A 20,168-nucleotide genomic window follows, 5' to 3' on the forward strand; every position below is an offset into this window, starting at 1 on the left:
GGGGGCGGGCGCCCGGGGGGGGGTGTGGGGGGGCGGGCGCCCGGGGGCCGGCGCGGGGGCCCGCGACTTCGACGAAGTAGCGGATGAAGGGGGCGAAAGGATGCACGCCGGCCTCGCGCGATGGGAGTGAAAAAAACATGCTTCAGGGCCCATGCAATATAACGAGGCCAGGCGCATTGGGGAACGGCTTGCGGGCAGAAGGCCCGTCGCGAGGCTATCGGAGGACCCAGGGGATATCGTGCTACCCTGCGCTTGCCAGCGCCATAGTCAGCAGGTTTTCTTGATGAAACGCTTCATTCTCTTTCTCGACATATTCCTGTGCGGCGGCAGTGGCGGCGCGCCCTGCTGCACGGTGCCGTCCGCTCCTGCGCCCGGCTTTGCGGAGGGCGTCAGCTGATGGACACCCGCAAAGCACTCGTCCTGTTCTCCGGCGGGCAGGATTCCACGACATGCCTGGCCTGGGCCCTCGATCGCTACGCGGCCGTGGAAACCGTGGCTTTCGACTACGGCCAGCGCCACCGGGTCGAGCTCGATGCCCGCCAGAACGTGCTGCGCGAGCTGCGCAGCCGTTTTCCCGCCTGGAGCGAGAAGCTCGGCGAAGACCACACCATTGACTTGTCGGTGCTCGGCAAGATCAGCGAAACCGCCCTCACGCGCGAGACCGAGATCCGGCTGACGGATGCCGGACTGCCCAATACCTTCGTCCCGGGGCGCAACCTGGTGTTCCTGACAATGGCCGCCGCGCTCGCCTATCGCCGTGGGCTGGACGTGGTGGTGGGCGGCATGTGCGAGACGGACTTCTCGGGCTACCCGGACTGCCGCGACGACACGATCAAGGCCCTGCAGGTGGCGGTGTCGCTCGGGATGGGGCAGCGCTTCACGTTCGAGACGCCCTTGATGTGGCTGGACAAGGCCCAGACTTGGCAGCTCGCATCCGACCTGGGCGGCGACGCGTTGGTGGAGGTCGTCGCCGAATACAGCCATACCTGCTACCTGGGAGATCGCAGCAAGCGTTTCGACTGGGGGTATGGTTGCGGCACTTGCCCGGCCTGCGAACTGCGTGCCGCAGGATACGGCCGCTGGCGGCAGGCGTCCGGCGGCGCGTGAGAACGCGGGCGGCCGCGAGGGCCGCCCGAACGGCTTACTTGGGCAATACGACGTTCCGCGGCTGGCCTGCGACGAACGCTTCCAGGTTGTCCACCAGCTGGTCGGCCAGGGTTTGCATGGCTTCCTGGCTGGCCCAGGCCACGTGCGGCGTCAGGATGAAATTGGGCTGTTTGACGTGCAGCAGGGGGTTGGTGTCGGCCGGCGGTTCGCCGTCCAGCACGTCGAAACCTGCTCCGGCGATCGTGCCGTCGCGCAGGGCCTCGGCGAGCGCGGCTTCGTTCACCAAGCCGCCGCGGGCGGTATTGATGAGCAACGCCGTGCGCTTCATGGAGGCGAGCTGTTCGCGGTCGATCATGTTACGCGTGGCCGGGGTGAGCGGCAAATGCAGCGTGACGACGTCGGACGTGCGCAGCAGTTCCGGCAGCGGCAGGTTCTGTACGCCCGGTTCGTCCACCGGCGTGCGGCTGGTCACGCAGATTTCCATGCCGAAGGCGCGCCCCAGCGCTGCGACGGAACGTCCCAGCGCGCCATAGCCCACGATGCCGAGTCGGCTGCCGGCCAGGTCGCGAATGGGATGGTCGAGAAAACAAAACTGCTGTGACTTCTGCCATCTTCCCGCTTCGACGTCGGCCGCATAGGCGCGCAGGTTGCGGCGCAGGGCCAGGATGAGCGCGAAGGTATGTTCTGGCAGCGAGGCCGTGGCGTAATTGCGGATATTGGAGACCACGATGCCGCGTTCTTGGCACGCGGCGAGATCGAGGATGTCCGTCCCCGTCGCGGCGACGGCGATCATTTTCAACTGGGGCAGTTGGTCCAGCACGTCGCGGCGCAGCGGCACCTTGTTCGTGATCGCTATGGATGCGTCGCGTAGCCGATCGACGACTTCCTCGCGTCGCGTGATCTCATGATCGACCCAGGTATGCGGAAACGCCGGGCGGCGAATGGTGGCCTGCAGGCTGGCGCGATCGAGGAAGACGATTGTGTGCGGGGACGACATGGAGCGCTCTCTCAAAGTGAGCCCGCCCCCGTCTCGCCAGCGGACCGGCGATGCGCCGGATCCGCTGCGACGCAGCGGCGGGTGACGACACAGGTTTAGCGTGCGCTGCGAAACTGGAAGGGGCAGGCCCTTCCAGCCGGCTTCAGCGTGCGAGCGACGAGTTTATTAAGGATTCGCGGTATGCGTCGATGTCGGCGATGGGCCGGCGGGCGACGCCCGAATCCATCGCGGCCAGCGCCACGGCGGCAGCGACGTTGCCAATCAGGCGGGGATCGAACGGCGTGGGGATGAAGTAATCCGGGCCGAACTCCAGCTTGCGGTTGGGATAGGCCTTGGCGACTTCCGGCGGGATGGGTTGCTGTGCCATGTCTGCAATGGCGTTCACGCACGCCAGTTTCATTTCGTCGGTGATGCGCATCGCATCGACGTCGAGCGCACCGCGGAACAAGAACGGGAAGCAGAGAACGTTGTTGACTTGGTTCGGGTAGTCGGAGCGGCCCGTCGCGATCAGGCAGTCGGAGCGTGCTTCCTTGGCCAGCTCGGGACGGATTTCCGGCTCGGGGTTGGCCAGCGCGAGGATCAGCGGACGCAGCGCCATGGAGGCAACCATTTCGGGCTTGAGCAGCCCGCCCGCGGAGCATCCCAGGAACACGTCGGCGTCTTTGACCGCCTCGGCCAGCGTGCGGGCCGAGGTGGTGGTGGCATAGCGCGCCTTGTTGAACTCCATCGACGCATCGCGACCTTCGTAGACGACGCCCTTGGAGTCGACGAGAAGAATGTTTTCCTTCTTCAGGCCTTGCCGGACCAGCAAGTCCAGGCAGGCAATGGCGGCGGCGCCGGCGCCCGAGCACACCAGCTTGACCTGGTCGAGCGATTTCTCGGCCAGCTTCAGGCCGTTGAGTATCCCGGCCGAAGCCACGATCGCGGTGCCGTGCTGATCGTCATGGAAGACGGGGATGGACATCCGTTCGGCCAGCTTGCGCTCGATGTAGAAGCATTCGGGCGCCTTGATGTCCTCGAGGTTGATGCCGCCGAAGGTCGGTTCCATCATTGCGATCGCATCGACGAGCTTGTCGGGATCGGTCTCGGCGAGTTCGATGTCGAACACGTTGATGCCGGCAAATTTCTGGAACAGGCAAGCCTTGCCTTCCATCACGGGCTTGGCGGCATACGGTCCGATGTTGCCCAGGCCGAGCACGGCGGTGCCGTTCGAAATCACCGCGACCAGGTTGGACCGCGAGGTGTAATAGCGCGTGGCCTGCTGTTCGTTGGCAATCGCTTCACACGCGGCAGCGACGCCGGGCGAATAGGCCAGCGACAGGTCCTGTTGGTTGTCGAGCGGCTTGGTGGGGACGACGGAGATTTTTCCGGCGACGGGAAACTGGTGATAGGCGAGAGCCTTCTCGGTAAGTGAGGGATCCATTCTGTTTGATATGTGAAACGATCAGCAGCACGTGAAATCACATTGTATGCCCGCTTCAACGAAGAATACTGAGGATTTATTGCGGCCGGGCCGGCGGCGCCTGGCTGATCGCGCCTGCCTGGGCAGGCGAAATGAATGCGCGGGCCGCCGCATGCCTGACGGGCAAGCAGGGCCATCACGCAGCGAGGAGATCATGCAATGCAGCATTTCTTGCCCGCCGCGCTTTACCGGTGCGAGCGACATGCCGCACGAATACATATCAAGCGGCGATGTGGTCACTGCTTACGCTGCGCAACAACCCGTTCCCGTCTTGATGCGCGCGTTTCCGCAACGCGGCGCGCGCGGCACGCGGCCCGCCACGTCATGCTCTATCGATGCGCGTCTTCCTTTTATCGGCGGCTGGCGCCCACAGTTGCGCAGGGGCAACTTGGATGGGCGACGCAAGCTTGCCGGCCGGTGTCAAACGCTTCGCAGCATGCGCGTGAGCCTGGCCTTATAGGCCGCGCGAATGTGCTCGCGCGTGATCTGTTCGGCTAGGTCGGGGTCGCGCTGCTCCAGCGCGGCTACCATCTCCTGGTGCTCGCGCGAACTGCTTTGCGCACGGCCCGGTACGGCCAGCGTGGTCGGGCCCAATAGCGACAGGGACTCCTGTAAAGAGTTCAGCGTCTTGAGCAGATATCGGTTGTGGGCGCAGCGGTAGAGGGTTTCGTGGAAGAACCGGTTGTTGGCGGCCAGCAGTTCGGGCTGGTCGATCCATTGCGCATCGCGGTCGGCGATTTCGCGCAGCGCGGAGATCTCCACGTCCGACGCGTGGCGGGCGGCCAGGCGCGCCGCCGTGCCTTCGAGTACCTCGCGCATGACGTAAAGCTCACTGATCATGCTTTGATCGAGCTCAGTCACGACCAGGCCGCGGCCTGATTCATTTACCACAAGCCCCTCGCTCTCCAGGCGCCCCAAAGCTTCGCGCACGGGTGTGCGGCTTAGGCCCAGCAGACCTGCGAGTTCGATTTCGCGCAACCGGGTGCCTGGGGCCAATTCGCCCGAGAGTATGGCCTGGCGTACGTATCGATAGGCTTGCTCGCTGCGCGAGTGTGCGGACTGTCCGAGACGCTTCGCGCTCGATGCGTCAGGCGTCGTCTTGGATTTGGCCATGGACGGAGGCAAGGCGGATGAAAGCAGCGATCATACCGAAGCGGGCGCCTCGCCTTGCCCCCCGGCCGCGGGTCAGCGCCCAGCCTGCGAAGCCTTGGAAGGCTTGAGCAAGGTCGCCCAGCGTGTGATCTCTGACCTCACGAAGCGATCGAATTCTTCCGGCGTCGACACGTGGACCTCGCCGTCGATGACTTCCAGGCGTTTTGCCACCTCGGGATCGGCAAGGCTGGTCCGCAGTGCGGCGTTGATCTTGTCGATGATGGGCTTGGGCGTGCCAGCCGGAGCGAAGACTCCCCACCAGACCACGGCTTCGAAGTCTTTGATGCCCTGCTCGGCAATGGTCTTGACGTCGGGCGCCGATTTCAGCCGGTTGCGGCCCGAGGTGGCCAATAGCTTGGCGCGCTTGCTGTCCAGGTGCGGCTTGATTTGCGACAGCCCGGTGAAGGCGAGGTCGACCTGTCCACCCGCGACGTCCAGCATGGCTGGGCCGGCACCCCGATAGGGAACGTCCACGATGTTGATCTGGGTTGCGGCCTTGAACAGCTCGGTGGCCAGGTGCGTGGCCGAGCCTTCCCCGGAGGTAGCGATCGTGAGCTTGCCCGGGTTCTTCCGCGCAAGCTCGAGCAACTGCGGGATGTCGTCCGCCTCGAGCGAGGATCTCGCGGCCAGGCCCATGGCGTAGGTAATGACGAGCCCCACCGGGGCAAAGTCGTCGGGGGTCTTGTACGGCAGCTTGGGTAGCAGCGTCGGATTGGTGGCGAAGCTCGGGCTGACGATCAGCAGCGTATAGCCGTCAGGCTCGGCCTTGGAGACGACCTCGGTGCCGGTGACCGTATTGCCACCGCCTCGGTTTTCGATGATGACAGGCTGTTTGATGGTCTGGGAGAGTTTGTCGGAGAAGGCGCGGGCGATGAAATCGCCCCCGCCGCCGGGCGCGAACGGCACGACGATGCGAACGGGTTTCTCGGGATAGTTGTCGGCCGGTGCCGCGTGGGTGGGCAGGGCGAAGGCGGCCAAGCAAAGGGCTGCGCCGAGGGCGTACTTCATGTCTCCTCCTGTGAGCGGGCCTAACGCCCGTACATAAACGGAAGGCGGCGCGACTCATCATCGCGTTTCATAGTTGTGAATACAATTGTGCACGTGGGTATTCACTAAGTAAACTGCCGGCTCGGTCGACTCGCGAAGCAGCTTTGCCATGAAGAGCCCTCTCGGCGTGATCAACAGCTATCGCCCGCATGACGGGACCTTGCACGACGCATTCCGAAGCCGCTGTGCAAGCCGGGCGGATGAGCTTTTCCTGGTACAGGACGACGTCCGCTGGACTTGGCGGCAGTTCGGCGAGCTATACGAACGGCTGACTGGAGCGTTGGCCGCGCGCGGCATTTCGCGCGGAATGCGGGTGGCCATCGCGGGGCGCAACGATAGGGCGCACGTGCTGGCGCTGTTCGCGCTGGCGCGGTTGGGCGCGATCATGGTGCCAGTGAATCCGGACTTCGGGCCGCGCGAGATGACTTATGCACTGCGGCATGCCGACGTGCAGGGAATCATGGCCGAGTCGCGCCTGCTCGGGCTGATCCGTCCCATCGCCGATGAGTTCGAGACGCGTCCGTGGCTGATGGTGACGGACGCGCCGCAGGACGATCCGGATTCGCTGCAGGCGGCCCTGCAGCACGATGCCGCGGCATCGCTCCCGTTGCCGGCTTCGACCGATACCTGCGTCATCATCTATACGTCGGGCACCACCGGATTTCCCAAAGGCGTGATGCACAGCCAGTACAACCTCGTGACCGCCGGCGAGGCCAACGTGGCGCGCGTGCATTTGCAACCCGAAGACCGGGTGATGATCATCCTGCCGTTCTTCCACATGAACGCGCTGTTCTATTCGGTCGGCGGTGTCCTCGCGTCGGGCGCCAGCATGATTCTGGTGCCGCGGTTTTCGGCCTCGACGTTCTGGCAGGTGGCGGCAGACAACGGTGCGACCGTGGTCAACATCATCGAGGCCATCGGTACCATCCTCGCATCGCGCGACCGCAGCGAATACCGGCCCGACCACAAGCTGCGCGTGGTGTATGGCGTGCGCAAGAAATCCGCGCCAGTGTTCCGCGACGAGTTCGGCGTGCGTCATTTGTTCTCCGGCTTCGGCATGACCGAAATCCCGGGCGTGACCTGCAACCCCTACGATGGGCCAGACAAGCCCGGCAGCATGGGCGTGGTCGGTGCGCATCCCGACCCTTCCCGCCCGTGGGCGCGCTGCCGGGTGGTGGACGACGAGGGCCGGGACGTCGGCGTGGACGAAGTGGGCGAACTATGGGTATCCACGCCTATCGTCATGCAGGGTTACTTCCGCGATCCCGAGCAGACGCGCCAGGCTTTCGAGGGCGAGTGGCTCAAGACGGGCGACCTCGTGCGGCGCGACGCGGACGGGTTCTTCTTCCACATCTCGCGCAAGAAGGACATCATCCGCCGCCGAGGAGAGAACATTGCGGCGGCAGAACTCGAAATGGTGGTCAACGAGCATCCGGCCGTGTTCGAAGCGGCGGCACTCGCCGTCCCGTCCGAGTTGGGCGAAGACGAGATCCTGATGGTGGTCGCGCCGCGCCAGGGGGCGTCGCTGACGGAGCGCGAAGTTGCCGAATGGTGTCGCGCAAAGCTGGCCGCCATCAAGGTGCCCCGCTACGTGGCGCTGCTGGACGAGCTGCCCCACACGCCTACCCACAAGATCGCCAAGAACGTGCTGCGCGAGGACCCGCAGGTCAAGGCCCGCATGGTGGACATGCAAGCCTGAAACGGCAGCCCGCATCGGGCACAATGTAAACGAACCATCGAAGGAGACAGGCCCATGGCCAAGCGCAAGCAATTGAGAACCGACATCTGTTGGAGCACCGAAGACAAGATCGTCATCAAGGGCCTGGACCTGTGCCGGGACATCATGGGCAAGGTGTCGCTCGGCGACATGGCGTTTCTGGAGATGATGGACCGCCTGCCCAACGAGCGCGAGTCGCGCGTGTTCAATGCGCTGGCCGTCATCCTGGTCGAGCACGGCATGACCCCGAGCGCCATAGTCACGCGCTTGACGTTGTCGGGGGCACCGGAGGCCATGCAGGCGGCGGTGGCAGCGGGCTTGAGCGGCCTGGGCAGCGTCTTCGTGGGCAGCATGGAGAACGCCGCCCGCATGTTGCAGGAGGCCCTGCCGGATCCTTCCCAGCCCGGTGACATCGCCGCGCTCGCGGCGCGCATCGTCGACGAGCATGCCGCTCGCCGGCGCACCGTGCCCGGCATCGGGCACCACATCCACAAGCCGGTGGATCCACGCGCGCCGCGGCTATACGAAATCGCCCGCGAAAACGGTTTCGACGGCCCGTACATGGCTTTGATGCAGGCGGTGGCCGAGGCTGCCCAAGCCCGGTTGGGCAAGCACTTGCCCGTCAACGCCACGGGCGCCATCGCGGCAGTGGCCAGCGAACTGGGCGTCCCCTGGAACGTGGTGCGGGGCATCGGCGTCATGTCCCGCGCCATCGGCTTGGTGGCCCACGTGCTGGAAGAGTTGCGCGATCCCATGGCCCGCGAGATCAAGGCCATGGTCGAGGAACAGGCCACGGCGCATTTGCGCTGAACCGCCGCGCCAGGACGGTGCTCGCGGCTAAGTTTGCAGGCGGACGCGCGCATCGTCCGCTTTTTTTGTTTCGTCACGCGGGTGTCACGAAGGACTTTTAACCTCGCGCTCGGATCGGCTGCCAGGCAGCCGGACGATCGTTCTCCACGCAAAGAGGTTTGAATGTCCTACCTGACAGATAAGTTGCGGGCCCCGTACCGCGAAGCCGAAGGGGAGCTCACCGTTCCCGGCCAAATGCTCGAAGAGATCGTCGCTGCCAATCCGGCGCGCCGTACGTGGTTGAGAAACAGCTTGGGCCTGTCGGTGCTCTCGGTGTTTGGTGCAACCTCGCTCGCCGCGTGTGGCAGCGACGGGGATGATCCCGCGACGGAACCGGGTCCGGGTGACGGCGGCGCCGGTCCGGTCGAGCCCGATTATTCGGTCACGTTCAAGCCGTTGGATGACAAGATCACCGCCGACACGGTAACCGTGCCCGAAGGCTACGTGGCCGAGGTGTTGTACTCCGCGGGCGACAAGTGCGTGATCGGGTCTGCTGGCTATGTCGGGATCAAGCAGTCGTGGCCAGCGACGGAAACCCAGGCCGGAGGACAGCACGATGGCATGCACTACTACCCGCTCGAGGGTGTAGACCCGAACCGGGGCGGCCTGCTGGCGGTGAACCACGAAAGCATGGATTCCGCGACGCTGGACGAGAGCGGCCCCTATGCGGTCAAGACCCGCCTCTCCAATGTGGGCGTATCGGTGATCGAAATCGCGCGCGGCGAAGATGGAAAGTGGTCGCTCAAGACGGACTCCCGCTACAACAAGCGCTATACCGGCAACACGGTCTATAAGGTAGGCGGGCCGGCCAAATCGCGGGTGGGAGAGACCGTGACCGGCACGCTCAACAACTGCTCGAGCGGCGATACGCCGTGGGGCACATACCTGACCTGCGAAGAAACAACCAACAACTACCTGGATCCGTCACAGCCGGCCGAGGGCTATGGATGGGTGGTCGAGATCGACCCTTACGATCCCGATTCGACAGCCGTCAAGCGTACCGCCATGGGCCGCTTCAGCCACGAGAATACGGCCTACATGGTGGACGAGGATCACCGCGTCGCCTTCTACATGGGGGATGATTCGACACCCGGCTGCATTTACAAATTCGTGCCCAGCAAGCCGTACGATCCGGCCAATCGCGCCAACAACAAAGACCTCCTGGACGAGGGAACCTTGTACGCTGCGCGCTTCAATGACGATGGGACCGGCAATTGGGTCGAACTGACGGTAGGTAAGAACAACCTGACGGCGGGCGCTACCGATCCGGGCAACTTCACCCAGCGGCCGACCGGCGAGGTCGTGACCGGTACCATCATCGATTTCAACACGCAGGCCGACGTTCTGGTCAACACCGCGGCCGCGGCGCGGGTGGCGGGCGCCACGCTCATGGATCGCCCCGAGTGGATCACCGTGGGCGCGGACAAGACGGTGTATTGCACCTTGACCAACAACAGCGGCCGCCAGCGCCCCAGCGCTGCCAATCCGCGCGCCAACAACCTTCATGGCCACATCATCCGCTGGAGAGAGCGCAATGACTCGCCGCTCGCCACGACGTTCGAATGGAGCCTGTTGCTGCTGGGCGGCCAGGACGAGGCGGATGGTGTCGCCGAAAACGTGACGGGCAATATCAAGGGAGACGTGTTTTCCAGCCCGGACGGCATACGCGTGGATCCCAAGGGCCGCCTGTGGGTACAGACCGACATGGGCAATACCGCGGTCGACGGGCCCTACGTCAGCGTGTTCGGCAACAACGCGATGTACTACATCGATCAGGAAACTGGCGAATCCAAGCGATTCCTGGTGGGACCGCAAGGGTGCGAGATCACGGGCATCGCCTACACCCCGGACCTGGCGACGTTCTTCATCAACATCCAGCATCCGAACAAGGGCTGGAACACGGTCGCGGGCAATGACGCACGGTCTGCGACGGTAGTCGTGCGCAGGCTCGATGGCAAACCCGTGGGCGCCTGAGCGAGGTCGACAAAAAACCGACTTCCGTTGCGAACGGAAGTCGGCGCGTTTCGGAGGCATCGCGGCGCGACATCTTGCGGCGCCGCGAGCCCGCTCCTCAACCTTGCTGCTTGTGCTTCTCGATGATTTTCGCGGCGAGCTGGAAGCCCGTGTTGGCAGCGGGCACGCCGCAGTAGATGGCAGCCTGGACCAGGGTTTCTTCGATCAGCGCGGGTTCGATGCCGGCGCGCAGCGCCGCCCCGACATGCAGTTCGAATTCTTCCCAGCGGCCCATTGCCAGCATCATCGACAGCACGGCAATCCGGCGGGTCGTGTCGTCGAAGCGGCTCGAGGTCCAGACTTCTCCCCACGCGTAGCGGGTGATGAAGGCCTGGAACCGGCGCGTGAAGGGCGTAATCGAGGCGGTGCGCGCATCGACATAGCTTGCGCCCAGCACCTGGCGGCGGCGCGCCATGCCGTATTCGTACCGATCCTGTTCGGTCGTGACCGGGGGCTCGGTCAGGAACTCGATGAGGGTGTCGCAGAACTGCAGCGGAACTTCGTTCGCAGCGATGTGGGCGGCGGGCAGCATGCGGACCATGGCGCCGGGGATCTTGCCGGCGATGAATTCGCCTGCGGCCGGCGGCGTGGAAATGTCGCGTTCGCCGGTTACGACCAGCGTGGGGACATTGATCCGCTGCAGGTCGTCGGCGATTTGCATGTCGCGGATGGCGGCGCAGCATCCCGTATACCCGGTCGGCGAAGTCTGCAGGAACGTGTTGCGTACGCGTTGATAGGCGATGCTATTGCGTTCTACGTATTCGGGCGTGAAGAAGCGGCCCATCGCCATGTCGACGATGCTTTCCATGCCGTTGGCGCGCACGGTGTCGATGCGGGTCTGCCAGGCCTTGGGATCCATTTGCGCCGACGTATTGCAGAGCACCAGGTGCTTCAGGCGCTGTGGCTTGTTGATGCCGTACCACATGCCCACCATGCCGCCCAGCGAAACGCCAGCGTAGTCGAAGGTATCGCAGCCCGCGGCAGTGGCCACCGCATCGAGGTCATTGCCGAGCTGCTCGAGCGTGTAGTCGCCCGCCGGGGCGTCGGAGGCGCCGTGGCCCCGCGCGTCGAATCGGATGACGCGGAAGTGCCGCATCAAGCGGGGCAGTACGTCGTCCCACACTGAAAAGTCGGTGCCGATGGAGTTGCCGAGCACCAGCGGCGGAAGGCTCGGATCTCCGTCGCTGCGCCAGTAGATGCGGGCGTCGCCGCTCAGAACGTGTGGCATGTTCAGTCCTCCTGAGTTTGCGAGTTCAGTTGTGCTTTTTGTTCTTGCCATTGATACAGCACGGCGCTGCACATGGGCTGGCAGGCAGCGACCTGGGGCGCGGGGCCGGCCAGGGTGTCGATGTCTTCCTCGCTCAAGACGGCCGTCACTTCCGGCAGGCGCTTGAGCAGTTCGGCCACCGGCGTGCGCTGGGCGATCGCCTGTTCGCACACTTGGCCGACGATGCGCTGGGCCTGGGCCGGCCCGAGCAGGGCCGACAGTTTCAGCGAAATGCCTTCGGAATAGACGACGCCGTACAGGCGGTCGATATTGGCCTGCATCGCGTCCGCATCCACGCGCAGGCCTTCTGCGATGTCCCGTGCGGCGGCAATGCTACTGGCCGCGAGGCTGAACAGCTCGGCGAGCACGGGAAGCGCATTGGGCCAGGTGCCCAGGCCCCGCTCGTGTTCTGAGGCCAGCTCGCCTGCAAGAATGCCGGCCAGCGAAGGCGCGCGGTAGGACGCATCAAGCAAATACATGCTGGAGACGGGATTGCGCTTGTGCGGCATGGCCGATGAGCCGCCCCGCCCTTCCCCGCTGGGTTCGAAGGCTTCGGCGACCTCTGCTTGCATGAGCAGCGATACGTCGCGTCCGATCTTGCCCAGCGCGCCGCACAAGATGCCGAGCTCGCTGCCCAGGCGGGCCAGGCGGTCCCGGCCTCCTTGCCAGGAAATGGCGGGAACTTCCAGTTGCAGGCGCTCGGCCAGCGCCCGGGCCACGCGTTGCCCTTCCCCGTAATGCGTGGCCAGCGTGCCGTTGGCCCCGCCGAACTGCAGCGCGCAGGCTTCGTCGCCGGCGCGTTTGAGGGCGACTGCGCATCGCCCGGCCGCATCGAGCCAGCCGGCGAGCTTCCAGCCGAACGTGACGGGTGCCGCCGGCTGGACCAGGGTGCGACCCAGCAGTGGCGTGCGGCGATGCGCTTCGACCTGTGCGGCGAGCGCATCCCCGAGCTTGACGAGATCCGCCAGCAAGAGGTCGAGCGATTGCCGCGCGAGCCAAACCAGCGCCGTATCGGCAATGTCTTGGCTGGTCGAGCCATAGTGCACGTAAGCCGCTGCCCGGTCATCCTTCTTTGCGACGGCGCCCTTGAGTGCCTTGACCAGCGGGATGGCCAGCGTGCCGGCCACGCGGGCGTCGGCGGCCAGCTTGGCGGGCTCGATGGTGAACGTCGAGCAGGCATCGATGATTGCAGCGGCCGCGTCGGCCGGGATGACGCCGCAGTCGCGCTGGGCGGCGGCCAGTTCCGATTCGAAGCGGATCATCGCGGCGATCACGGCTTGATCGGTCCAGAGTGCGCGAATTGCCGGCGTCGAGAAGAATGCGTTGAGAGCGTCCATGATGTCGGTTGCCGTATCGAGAGGCCTCCCGCGCGGTCGGCGGGAATGGGCATGACGATAGCATGACGGGTGTGCTGTTTCCTCGGCTAGCCGCTCGGGAAATGGCCGAGCGCGCGCATCTTCATTGGCGTTGCCGTAAGCGTGCTCGCGCGTTGCCATGCGATGCCGCATAGGCCATGAGATCCCGCTCCATGGCTTGTGCTAGGGGTGGCAGAGACGTGGCCTTGACCTTGACGATCCCGATCCGCCTGTGCCGGCTCGGTCGTACTAGCGGAATAAAGCGTAGGTCTTTGGCGAAAGCCGGTACTGCCAGTCGCGGCAGGATAGTGACGCCAATCCGATTCGACAGCATGGCGGTGAGCGTCATCATGTTCGATACATGGAAAAAGCAGCGTTCTAGCCATTTCGCTTCGGGTGTGCCTTCCAACTCTCGATGGGCAGTGGTGCCAAGCAGCGGAACGTCCGCCAGAGCAGCCCATTCAAGGCGGCGATGCCTCGCCAGGGGGTGGCCAGCATGGCAAACCAGGCCGAAGGCATCTTCAATGAGAGGAATGAAGTCGAGTTCTGGCGTGATGGAAATCTCGCTGGATAGTCCGAAATCGACTTCACCGGACAAGACCATGCGGTGGATGTTTTCGGAGTTGTCATCGATGAGTCGCACGGCTGCGCCGGCATGTCGCGCCATGAAATCTTTGATTACAGCTGGCAGCCAGTTGGTCGCGAAACTGCCTATGGATGCCAGCGTGAGCGTTCCAGCGCGTTGTCGAGATTGCGAGAGTAGGGTCTCAACGATGCGATCGTGGTGCTTGACGAGCTCCCGCGCCAAGGGTTCGCACACTTTGCCGAAACCCGTAAGGGTCGTGCGGCGGTCGGCCTCGAAAAGTGGTGCGCCAAGTTTCTCCTCCAGCAGCTGAATGGTTTTGGAAACGGCCGGCTGGCTGCGCCGGACTTTTTCAGCGGCGATGCGGTAACTCTTCGTATCTACAACGTGGAGGAAGACGCGCAATTGTGCGATTGGAATATCCGCCAGCATGTCGATTCATTGTGGTTATTGTTCGATCAATATTATTCAATTTTTCGATGGACAAAGCATGCGTATCATCCCAAACATGATTCATGCAGAACCCTGGAGAATGCATTTTCTTGCTTCAGCGGTCGTCCGGGATGCGCGTCCGTTGGCGATTGCGTTGGCCGGAGGCGGATGTAGTCCCAGGATCTACGACGGGGTCAGCGTCAACGGCTGTCTGCTGCTTGAGGTGGATTGGATGCAAGGGCCGGGGCCGTATACGCCGGAGGCCGTTGCGGGCCGCTTGGCCGAGGATTTGTCCCGGCGCGCCGCGCCGACGGTGCTATTGGGACATTCGCTGGGCGGCGTCATCGTGCTGTTGACCGCTTTGCTGGCACCTGCCGTCGTGCAGGCGGTGGTCGTCTCCAACACGGGACCGCACACGCGGGATCATGGCGATACTTCGTTGCCCGAGCGGATTCGAAGTCGTTGGACGCGGGAAGTACGGCGCGCGTTCTTGCAAGCTTGCTTCTTCCGTGCACCGCCGCCTGCTCTGATGCGAGAGCTCGAACAATACCTGGATGCGCAATCTCCCGACGCGCTGCTGGAGGCGATCGAGGGTTTGCGGCGAATCGATTTGAGCGCCGATCTTCCGTCTATTCGCTGCCCCGCGCTGGTTGCACATGGGGAGTTCGATCGTCGACGCGGTGTGGTCGACGCTCGTCGGCTGGTGGCTCTCATTCCAGGCGCAGAGCTCGTATTGCTGCCGGGTGGCCATACTCCGATGGTGGACTGCGTCGATGCCTATAACGATGCGTTGAACGCGTTTCTTGCGCGGCATTTGCGTGCAACCCAGAGTCCTTAAGGGGCCCCAAGCATAAGGAGACAAGCATGAACATCGGCAACAACGTTAGGCGACTCGTGGCAGCGGGCTTGTTGCTCTGCCCCGCAGTCTGGGCGAATGTGGTCCAGGGGCAGGCCTCCGATTGGCCGAGCCGCCCCGTCACCATCATTGTGCCTTCTGCAGCCGGCGGCGCGGCGGACTTCACGGCGAGGGCCTTCGCGAGCTTTATCACCAAGACTTATCCCCAGGCCACGGTCGTGGTGGAGGACCGTCCGGGGGCAGGCGGGGTGATCGGCACCATGGCTGCCAAGGAGGCTAAGCCGGACGGGTACACCTTCTTACTGTCAACTAATTCGACGCACGCTGCGAATCTGAGTCTTTATAAGGATTTGCGCTATGACCCGGTCAAGGATTTCGTGCCAGTAGGTCGGTTCGGAACATTTGGCTCCGTGTTGATGGTGCCCAAGGAAAGCTCGTTCGATTCGGTTAAGGATCTAGTTGCCTACGCAAAGGCGAATCCCGGACGCATGAGCTTCGGCTACTATAGTTCGTCGTCGCAGGTCCCGGCAGAAATGCTAAAGACCGCCGCGGGCGTGACCTACGAAGGGGCGGCGTACAAGAACGTCACGCAAATCATTACCGATTTGATCGGAAAACAGTTCGATTTTGCGTTCTTGGATGCGCTGTCGGCAGCTCCCGCCTTGCAGAACGATCGGCTCAAGCCGATAGGGGTGACCACTCCGCGCCGGTTGCCGCAACTGCCCGCGGTTCCGGCGATCGCTGAAACGATTCCAGGCTATGAAATGCAAGGCTGGCTTGGTTTGACAGCTCCAGCGGGAACGCCGCCTGCAATCGTGGAAACGGTGAGCGCGTTGATGGGCAAGGCAATGGAAGATCATGAAGTCAGAAAGGCGTTGGAAGCCAAAGGCTTGCAGGCGGGGTTCCTGCCAGCTAGGGAGATGAAGGCGTTTATCGCGGCAGATATCGTACGTTGGCGAGATTGGATTCGCTTGGCCAAGATTCAACCTAATTGATCGAGCTTGCATTGCGGCTTAACGCCTTTGGCAGTGCACAAAAAACTAACTGAGTGGCGGCGGTCGACGTGGAACGGCATCGATCGACGCCATTTTTTTATGCGTCCGCCCTCGGCACCCATCGATACCAACGATGGTATGCATTGAACATCATCATTTCTGTCTTCGCCCTCGGTTGCCTAAGATCTCGCCAACGGCAACCGTAGGACGACAGCATGAAAATCGGTAAGGAAACCCAGCCCCGGACGCGTATTTCCACTTCGGACGAACACACCATCGTGGTTCGCGGAAGCGATCTCTGTGCCGACCTCATCGGCAAGCTCTCCTTCACCGATTATTTCCACCTCCTGGTTACCGGCCGGCGCCCCGATGCGGCGGCCGCGGCGGTGCTCGATGCCACCTTGGTGGCGATTGCTGAACACGGCCTCGTCCCTAGTGTCCAGGCCAGCCGCATGACGCTGGCGGCAGCACCGGAGGCGATGCAAGGCGCGGTGGCGGCCGGCATCCTGGGCTGCGGCTCCGTCATTCTCGGCGCCGCAGAGAATGCTGGCCGGATGTTTAGCGAAATCGACCGCGAGGCGGGGCCGCAAGGCGAGATCGCCGCGGCGGCCGAATCCGTGGTGCGCGCCTACCGGGCCGCCGGCCGCGCGATCCCGGGCTATGGGCACCCCCTGCACAAGGCGCGGGATCCCCGCGTCGACGCTTTGTTCGACGTGGCGGCGCGCCATGGCCGCAGGGGCCGCTTCGTTGCCATTGCGGAGGCGGTCGAGCGCGTCATACCCGCTGTTGTCGGGAAGGACCTCAAGCTGAATGTGTCGGCCGCGATTCCGGCCGTGCTGCTGGACGTGGGCTATCCGGTGGCGGCGTTGAAGGGCGTGCCCATCCTTGCGAGAACGGCGGGCTTGATTGCCCACCTGACCGAGGAGGTCGAGCACTCCATTGGATTTGCGCTTTCTTATCAGGCCTCGCGCGAAGTGGTGTACGAAGGCGAGGTTCCTCCCGGGTGGGCGGGCGGTACTTCCTCCTACCCCTGACATCTGCCGCTGCTAGCCGGCGGCGTCCAAAAGAACGAGAGCTGGAGACAAGGAATGAAAACCACGAAATGGCTGGCTGCATGCTTCGGTTTGGCTTTATTCGCCGCGACGGCAGCGTCGGCGGCTTCCCCCGAGTGGCCCACCAAGCCCATACGCGTGATCGTCGGGTTCGCGGCAGGAACGCCGCCGGACGTATTTGCGCGCATGTATGGGGAATATGCGACCAAGACGCTGGGCGTTCCGTTCGTCGTCGAGAATAAGCCGGGCTCTGCGGGCAACCTCGCCGGCGCAGCGGTGGCCCAGGCGCCGGCCGATGGGTACACGATCCTGTACAACGTTTCGACGGCGTTCACGATCAACCCGTTCATCTACGGCAAGCTGCCGTTCCAGCCGGAAAAAGACCTGGTTCCGCTCTCGACCTCAATGAGCCAGGGGCTGGTGCTCATCGCGGGGCCGCAGTTTCCTGCAAGCTCTCTCAAGGCGCTGCTGGAACAGGCGAAAGCCAAGCCGGGTTCGATTTCACACGCGTCATACGGAGCGGGAAGTCCCTCTCACTTGGTGATGGAATGGCTCAAGGACGAAACCAAGACCGATATGTTGCACGTCCCGTATCGGACTTCTCCCATCCCCGACCTGATGGGCGGGCAAGTCGACGTGGTGCTTGAGCCCATGGCAAGCGCCCACCCGCTGATTGCCTCCGGCAAGGTCAAGGCGCTCGCCTACTCGGGCCCGCAGCGCCATCCTGCGCTGCCCGATACGCCGACGTTCGCGGAAGTCGTGCCGAATCTCGCGATGATGTCATGGCATGGCTTCTGGGCCCCCGCCGCAACGCCCCCGGCCGTGCTTGAGCGGTTGCATGCCGCCTTGCTGGAGGCCAGCAAGAATCCTGACCTGCAGCGGCGCATACGGGAGCTGAATTCGGAGCCGCTGGGCGTGAGCCGCGCCGAGATGGCGGCCATGGTGCAGCGGGACGCGGAAATCTACGGCCGCATCGCCAAGACGCGCAATATTCACGTTGATTGAACTGCCCGCTTGCCGGGTGCAGCGAACACGCATTCAATGGAAGCATCTATGCCCAAGGTACTCGAGGGAATCAAGGTTCTGGAACACGGGACGTTCATTACCGGGCCGGCGGCCGGCATGCTGCTGGCTGATCTTGGCGCCGAGGTGATCAAGATCGAACAGCCGCAGACGGGCGATCCGTTCCGGGCATTCCGGGGAGGTCTCTATAGCCCGCATTTCCAGACCTATAACCGCAATAAAAAGAGCGTGACGCTCGATACCAAGGTGGCGGCAGATGCGGCAGTGTTCGACGAGCTGGTCCGCGAGGCCGACGTCTACATCCAGAATTTCCGGCCGGGGGCGGCCGAGAGGCTGGGTACGGGCTCGGATCGGCTGCGCGAAATCAACCCTCGGCTCATTTATTGCGCCATCAGCGGCTTCGGGCAGGACGGGCCGGCTGCGCGCCGCCCCGCTTACGATACCGTGGCGCAGGCCGCGAGCGGCTTTCTACGCTTGCTCGTCAATCCTGCCAACCCGCGCGTGGTCGGCCCGGCGATGGCCGATGCGCTGACCGGCTTTTATGCGGCATACGGCATCTTGGGCGCGCTGATCGAACGCCAGCGCACCGGCGTGGGCAGGCGGGTGGACGTTTCCATGCTGGAGGCGATGTGCCACTTCAACCTGGACGCATTTACGCACTATTTCTCCGAAGGCGAAATCATGGGGCCCTATAGCCGGCCGAGCGTCTCGCAGTCGTATGTGCTGGCGTGCCAGGACGGCAAATGGATCGCCTTGCACATGTCTTCGCCCGAGAAATTCTGGCGCGGCCTCGTGCAGGCGATCGAGCGCCCTGGGTTGCTGGAAGACCCGCGTTTTTCCACGCGGGAGGGGCGCATCCGCAACCAAGATGAACTCATCGAGATCCTTGGCGAGGCATTTGCCGCCCACCCGCGCGCCTATTGGTGCGCGCGGCTCGAAGCGCAGGACGTGCCGCATGCGCCGATGTACGACACCAGCGAAGTGTTGGAAGATCCCCAGGTGAAACACCTGCAGCTCGAAGTCGAGACTGAGCATCCTACCGTGGGGCGCTGGAGGACAGTACGTTCGCCGGTTTCCTACGACGGGCAACGTCCTGTGGAGGTGACCGCCCCGCCTACGCTTGGCGAGCACAACGATGCCGTGTTGGGGGCGGTGCGTGAACGCTTGGCTGCGAGGCGCTGAGCGGGCCCGGCGCGGCACGCGCTACGTCTTGCCCGATGCCGCGGCAAACTTACGCAGGCTGCGTTTGAGCGCCATGCGCCGGATCTCGGTCGCGAGCGCTTTGGCCGTCGGGCGCGGCGTGGCGCCGCGTTTCCACAGTAATCCCGGCGTGCGCATGGGATTGGGGCTCTCGAGCGGGAGTACGCAGATGTCGCTGCGTTCAGGCACCGCGTGTTCAGAGATGATAGTGGCCAGCTGCGTCTTGGCAACCAGGCCGATCATGGGCATGACTGCGTTCATTTCCACCACGACGAGAGGCTCGGCGCCGCAGCTTGCGAAGTATTCGTCCAGTAGCCGGCGCGTCGTGTATTGCGAGGACAGCAGTACCAACGGCTGTTTGTGCAATTCCACCATCCTGAGCCGGCGCCGCTTGGCATACGGATGGGAGGCGGAAACCACCAGGACCATCTCTTCGTTGTGCAAGGGCTCGAACCAAAGCGCTTCCGGGTCGGTGGGCTGGTACCCCACGCCGAGGTCCAGCTGGTCCGCGATGAGGGCGTTGGCGATGTCTTGCGCGGATAGCTCCTCGACCACGATCTTCACGCCGGGGTGCCTGCCCATGAATCGCGCCAGGCATTCGGGCAGGAAATTCATGTTGAAGGTGAGCGTCGCCCCGATGCGGACTTCTCCCTTCAGGGCGCCCGACGACTGGCGCAGCTCGCCCAGCCCCTGGTCGACTTCGCGCAAGGCGCGCGACGCGTATCCCAAGAAGGTTTCGCCGGCCTCGGTGAGCATGACCTTCCTGCCGATGCGTTCGAACAGCACGTGGCCGAGCTCTTCTTCCAGCTGCCGTATCTGGTGGGAAAGCGTGGACTGGGTGACGTGGACGCGTTCTGCCGCCCGCGTGAAGTTGAGGCATTCCGCAAGGGCGGAAAAATATCGTAAATGGCGAAGTTCCATGGCGTGCGACGGCTGTCCTTCCCATAGAAGTGGGCCAGATTATCACGGCAGGACGCCGATCGCGGCGCCGCTTGCTTAAGCAGGCCCGCCGACGATGGGGCCGCTGACGATAACTATCAGGAGAGAGGTGAGTATGGATG

At 63.8% G+C, this 20,168-nt stretch carries 16 protein-coding genes and 1 pseudogene; 9 read left to right on the forward strand and 8 right to left on the reverse strand.

Annotation, left to right across the window (positions count from 1 at the left end; translation table 11 throughout):
- The first annotated feature begins 396 nt into the window (after positions 1–396).
- Positions 397–1,107, forward strand: coding sequence for a 7-cyano-7-deazaguanine synthase QueC (queC, locus tag IRZ12_RS05995; RefSeq protein WP_296465650.1), 711 nt, complete (start codon positions 397–399; stop codon positions 1,105–1,107).
- Positions 1,108–1,141: 34 nt separating this feature from the next.
- Here queC and IRZ12_RS06000 read toward each other — a convergent pair whose 3' ends face one another.
- The 4 genes and pseudogenes from IRZ12_RS06000 to IRZ12_RS06015 all read right to left on the reverse strand — a co-directional run bounded on the left by IRZ12_RS06000 (position 1,142) and on the right by IRZ12_RS06015 (position 5,726).
- Positions 1,142–2,104 (reverse strand): D-2-hydroxyacid dehydrogenase, encoded by a 963-nt coding sequence (locus tag IRZ12_RS06000; RefSeq protein ID WP_296465651.1) that lies wholly within the window; start codon positions 2,102–2,104, stop codon positions 1,142–1,144.
- Positions 2,105–2,249: 145 nt separating this feature from the next.
- Positions 2,250–3,527: pseudogene (locus IRZ12_RS06005) on the reverse strand (malic enzyme-like NAD(P)-binding protein); the annotation flags it as partial.
- 459 nt (positions 3,528–3,986) lie between these two features.
- Positions 3,987–4,679 (reverse strand): GntR family transcriptional regulator, encoded by a 693-nt coding sequence (locus IRZ12_RS06010; protein WP_296465654.1) that lies wholly within the window; start codon positions 4,677–4,679, stop codon positions 3,987–3,989.
- Positions 4,680–4,751: 72 nt separating this feature from the next.
- Positions 4,752–5,726, reverse strand: coding sequence for a tripartite tricarboxylate transporter substrate binding protein (locus IRZ12_RS06015; protein ID WP_296465657.1), 975 nt, complete (start codon positions 5,724–5,726; stop codon positions 4,752–4,754).
- A 148-nt stretch (positions 5,727–5,874) separates the two neighbouring features.
- Here IRZ12_RS06015 and IRZ12_RS06020 point away from each other — a divergent pair, with 148 nt between their 5' ends.
- The 3 genes from IRZ12_RS06020 (at position 5,875) to IRZ12_RS06030 (ending at position 10,305) form a co-directional block, all read left to right on the forward strand.
- The gene (locus tag IRZ12_RS06020; RefSeq protein WP_296465659.1) at positions 5,875–7,464 is read left to right on the forward strand and encodes a class I adenylate-forming enzyme family protein; all 1,590 of its coding nucleotides are present in this window, start codon (positions 5,875–5,877) and stop codon (positions 7,462–7,464) included.
- A 54-nt stretch (positions 7,465–7,518) separates the two neighbouring features.
- A complete protein-coding gene (locus IRZ12_RS06025) occupies positions 7,519–8,292 on the forward strand; it encodes a citryl-CoA lyase (RefSeq protein WP_296465662.1) in 774 nt (257 codons plus the stop codon).
- Between the two features lie 162 nt (positions 8,293–8,454).
- The gene (locus tag IRZ12_RS06030; RefSeq protein ID WP_296465665.1) at positions 8,455–10,305 is read left to right on the forward strand and encodes a PhoX family phosphatase; all 1,851 of its coding nucleotides are present in this window, start codon (positions 8,455–8,457) and stop codon (positions 10,303–10,305) included.
- A 97-nt stretch (positions 10,306–10,402) separates the two neighbouring features.
- On the opposite strand, the gene pcaD is transcribed toward IRZ12_RS06030, so the two are convergent.
- The 3 genes from pcaD to IRZ12_RS06045 form a co-directional block, all read right to left on the reverse strand.
- Positions 10,403–11,572, reverse strand: a complete 1,170-nt coding sequence (gene pcaD, locus IRZ12_RS06035) for a 3-oxoadipate enol-lactonase (RefSeq protein WP_296465668.1) — start codon at positions 11,570–11,572, stop codon at positions 10,403–10,405.
- Positions 11,573–11,574: 2 nt separating this feature from the next.
- Positions 11,575–12,948 (reverse strand): 3-carboxy-cis,cis-muconate cycloisomerase, encoded by a 1,374-nt coding sequence (gene pcaB / locus IRZ12_RS06040; protein WP_296465671.1) that lies wholly within the window; start codon positions 12,946–12,948, stop codon positions 11,575–11,577.
- Between the two features lie 121 nt (positions 12,949–13,069).
- Complete coding sequence (locus IRZ12_RS06045; protein ID WP_296465674.1) at positions 13,070–13,981, reverse strand: LysR family transcriptional regulator; 912 nt, start codon at positions 13,979–13,981, stop codon at positions 13,070–13,072.
- On the opposite strand from IRZ12_RS06045, the gene IRZ12_RS06050 reads away from it, so the two are divergent.
- The 5 genes from IRZ12_RS06050 (at position 13,980) to IRZ12_RS06070 (ending at position 19,089) form a co-directional block, all read left to right on the forward strand.
- A complete protein-coding gene (locus IRZ12_RS06050) occupies positions 13,980–14,819 on the forward strand; it encodes an alpha/beta hydrolase (RefSeq protein WP_296465678.1) in 840 nt (279 codons plus the stop codon). The genes IRZ12_RS06045 and IRZ12_RS06050 overlap by 2 nt on opposite strands.
- Before the next feature lie 26 nt (positions 14,820–14,845).
- A complete protein-coding gene (locus tag IRZ12_RS06055) occupies positions 14,846–15,832 on the forward strand; it encodes a tripartite tricarboxylate transporter substrate binding protein (RefSeq protein ID WP_296465681.1) in 987 nt (328 codons plus the stop codon).
- A 215-nt stretch (positions 15,833–16,047) separates the two neighbouring features.
- On the forward strand, positions 16,048–16,866 hold the full coding sequence (locus IRZ12_RS06060; RefSeq protein ID WP_296465684.1) for a citryl-CoA lyase: 819 nt from the start codon (positions 16,048–16,050) through the stop codon (positions 16,864–16,866).
- A 54-nt stretch (positions 16,867–16,920) separates the two neighbouring features.
- Positions 16,921–17,889 (forward strand): tripartite tricarboxylate transporter substrate binding protein, encoded by a 969-nt coding sequence (locus IRZ12_RS06065; RefSeq protein ID WP_296465687.1) that lies wholly within the window; start codon positions 16,921–16,923, stop codon positions 17,887–17,889.
- A gap of 48 nt (positions 17,890–17,937) precedes the next feature.
- Positions 17,938–19,089, forward strand: coding sequence for a CoA transferase (locus IRZ12_RS06070; RefSeq protein WP_296465690.1), 1,152 nt, complete (start codon positions 17,938–17,940; stop codon positions 19,087–19,089).
- A gap of 21 nt (positions 19,090–19,110) precedes the next feature.
- Here the strand turns inward: IRZ12_RS06070 and IRZ12_RS06075 are convergent, their stop codons facing one another.
- Complete coding sequence (locus tag IRZ12_RS06075) at positions 19,111–20,028, reverse strand: LysR substrate-binding domain-containing protein (protein WP_296465693.1); 918 nt, start codon at positions 20,026–20,028, stop codon at positions 19,111–19,113.
- Positions 20,029–20,168: the final 140 nt, after the last annotated feature.

The sequence above is a fragment of the Pigmentiphaga sp. genome (assembly GCF_019689535.1).
In the GTDB taxonomy this organism is placed as follows: domain Bacteria; phylum Pseudomonadota; class Gammaproteobacteria; order Burkholderiales; family Burkholderiaceae_B; genus Pigmentiphaga.

Bases quoted from the DNA above. Each gene is read 5' to 3' on its own strand.
- pcaB (WP_296465671.1), bottom strand. From the start codon at position 12,948: ATGGACGCTCTCAACGCATTCTTCTCGACGCCGGCAATTCGCGCACTC.
- IRZ12_RS06050 (WP_296465678.1), top strand. From the start codon at position 13,980: ATGTCGATTCATTGTGGTTATTGTTCGATCAATATTATTCAATTTTTC.
- IRZ12_RS06000 (WP_296465651.1), bottom strand. From the start codon at position 2,104: ATGTCGTCCCCGCACACAATCGTCTTCCTCGATCGCGCCAGCCTGCAG.
- IRZ12_RS06030 (WP_296465665.1), top strand. From the start codon at position 8,455: ATGTCCTACCTGACAGATAAGTTGCGGGCCCCGTACCGCGAAGCCGAA.
- queC (WP_296465650.1), top strand. From the start codon at position 397: ATGGACACCCGCAAAGCACTCGTCCTGTTCTCCGGCGGGCAGGATTCC.
- IRZ12_RS06045 (WP_296465674.1), bottom strand. From the start codon at position 13,981: ATGCTGGCGGATATTCCAATCGCACAATTGCGCGTCTTCCTCCACGTT.
- IRZ12_RS06070 (WP_296465690.1), top strand. From the start codon at position 17,938: ATGCCCAAGGTACTCGAGGGAATCAAGGTTCTGGAACACGGGACGTTC.
- IRZ12_RS06025 (WP_296465662.1), top strand. From the start codon at position 7,519: ATGGCCAAGCGCAAGCAATTGAGAACCGACATCTGTTGGAGCACCGAA.
- IRZ12_RS06075 (WP_296465693.1), bottom strand. From the start codon at position 20,028: ATGGAACTTCGCCATTTACGATATTTTTCCGCCCTTGCGGAATGCCTC.
- IRZ12_RS06015 (WP_296465657.1), bottom strand. From the start codon at position 5,726: ATGAAGTACGCCCTCGGCGCAGCCCTTTGCTTGGCCGCCTTCGCCCTG.
- IRZ12_RS06010 (WP_296465654.1), bottom strand. From the start codon at position 4,679: ATGGCCAAATCCAAGACGACGCCTGACGCATCGAGCGCGAAGCGTCTC.
- IRZ12_RS06060 (WP_296465684.1), top strand. From the start codon at position 16,048: ATGAAAATCGGTAAGGAAACCCAGCCCCGGACGCGTATTTCCACTTCG.
- IRZ12_RS06055 (WP_296465681.1), top strand. From the start codon at position 14,846: ATGAACATCGGCAACAACGTTAGGCGACTCGTGGCAGCGGGCTTGTTG.
- IRZ12_RS06065 (WP_296465687.1), top strand. From the start codon at position 16,921: ATGAAAACCACGAAATGGCTGGCTGCATGCTTCGGTTTGGCTTTATTC.
- pcaD (WP_296465668.1), bottom strand. From the start codon at position 11,572: ATGCCACACGTTCTGAGCGGCGACGCCCGCATCTACTGGCGCAGCGAC.
- IRZ12_RS06020 (WP_296465659.1), top strand. From the start codon at position 5,875: ATGAAGAGCCCTCTCGGCGTGATCAACAGCTATCGCCCGCATGACGGG.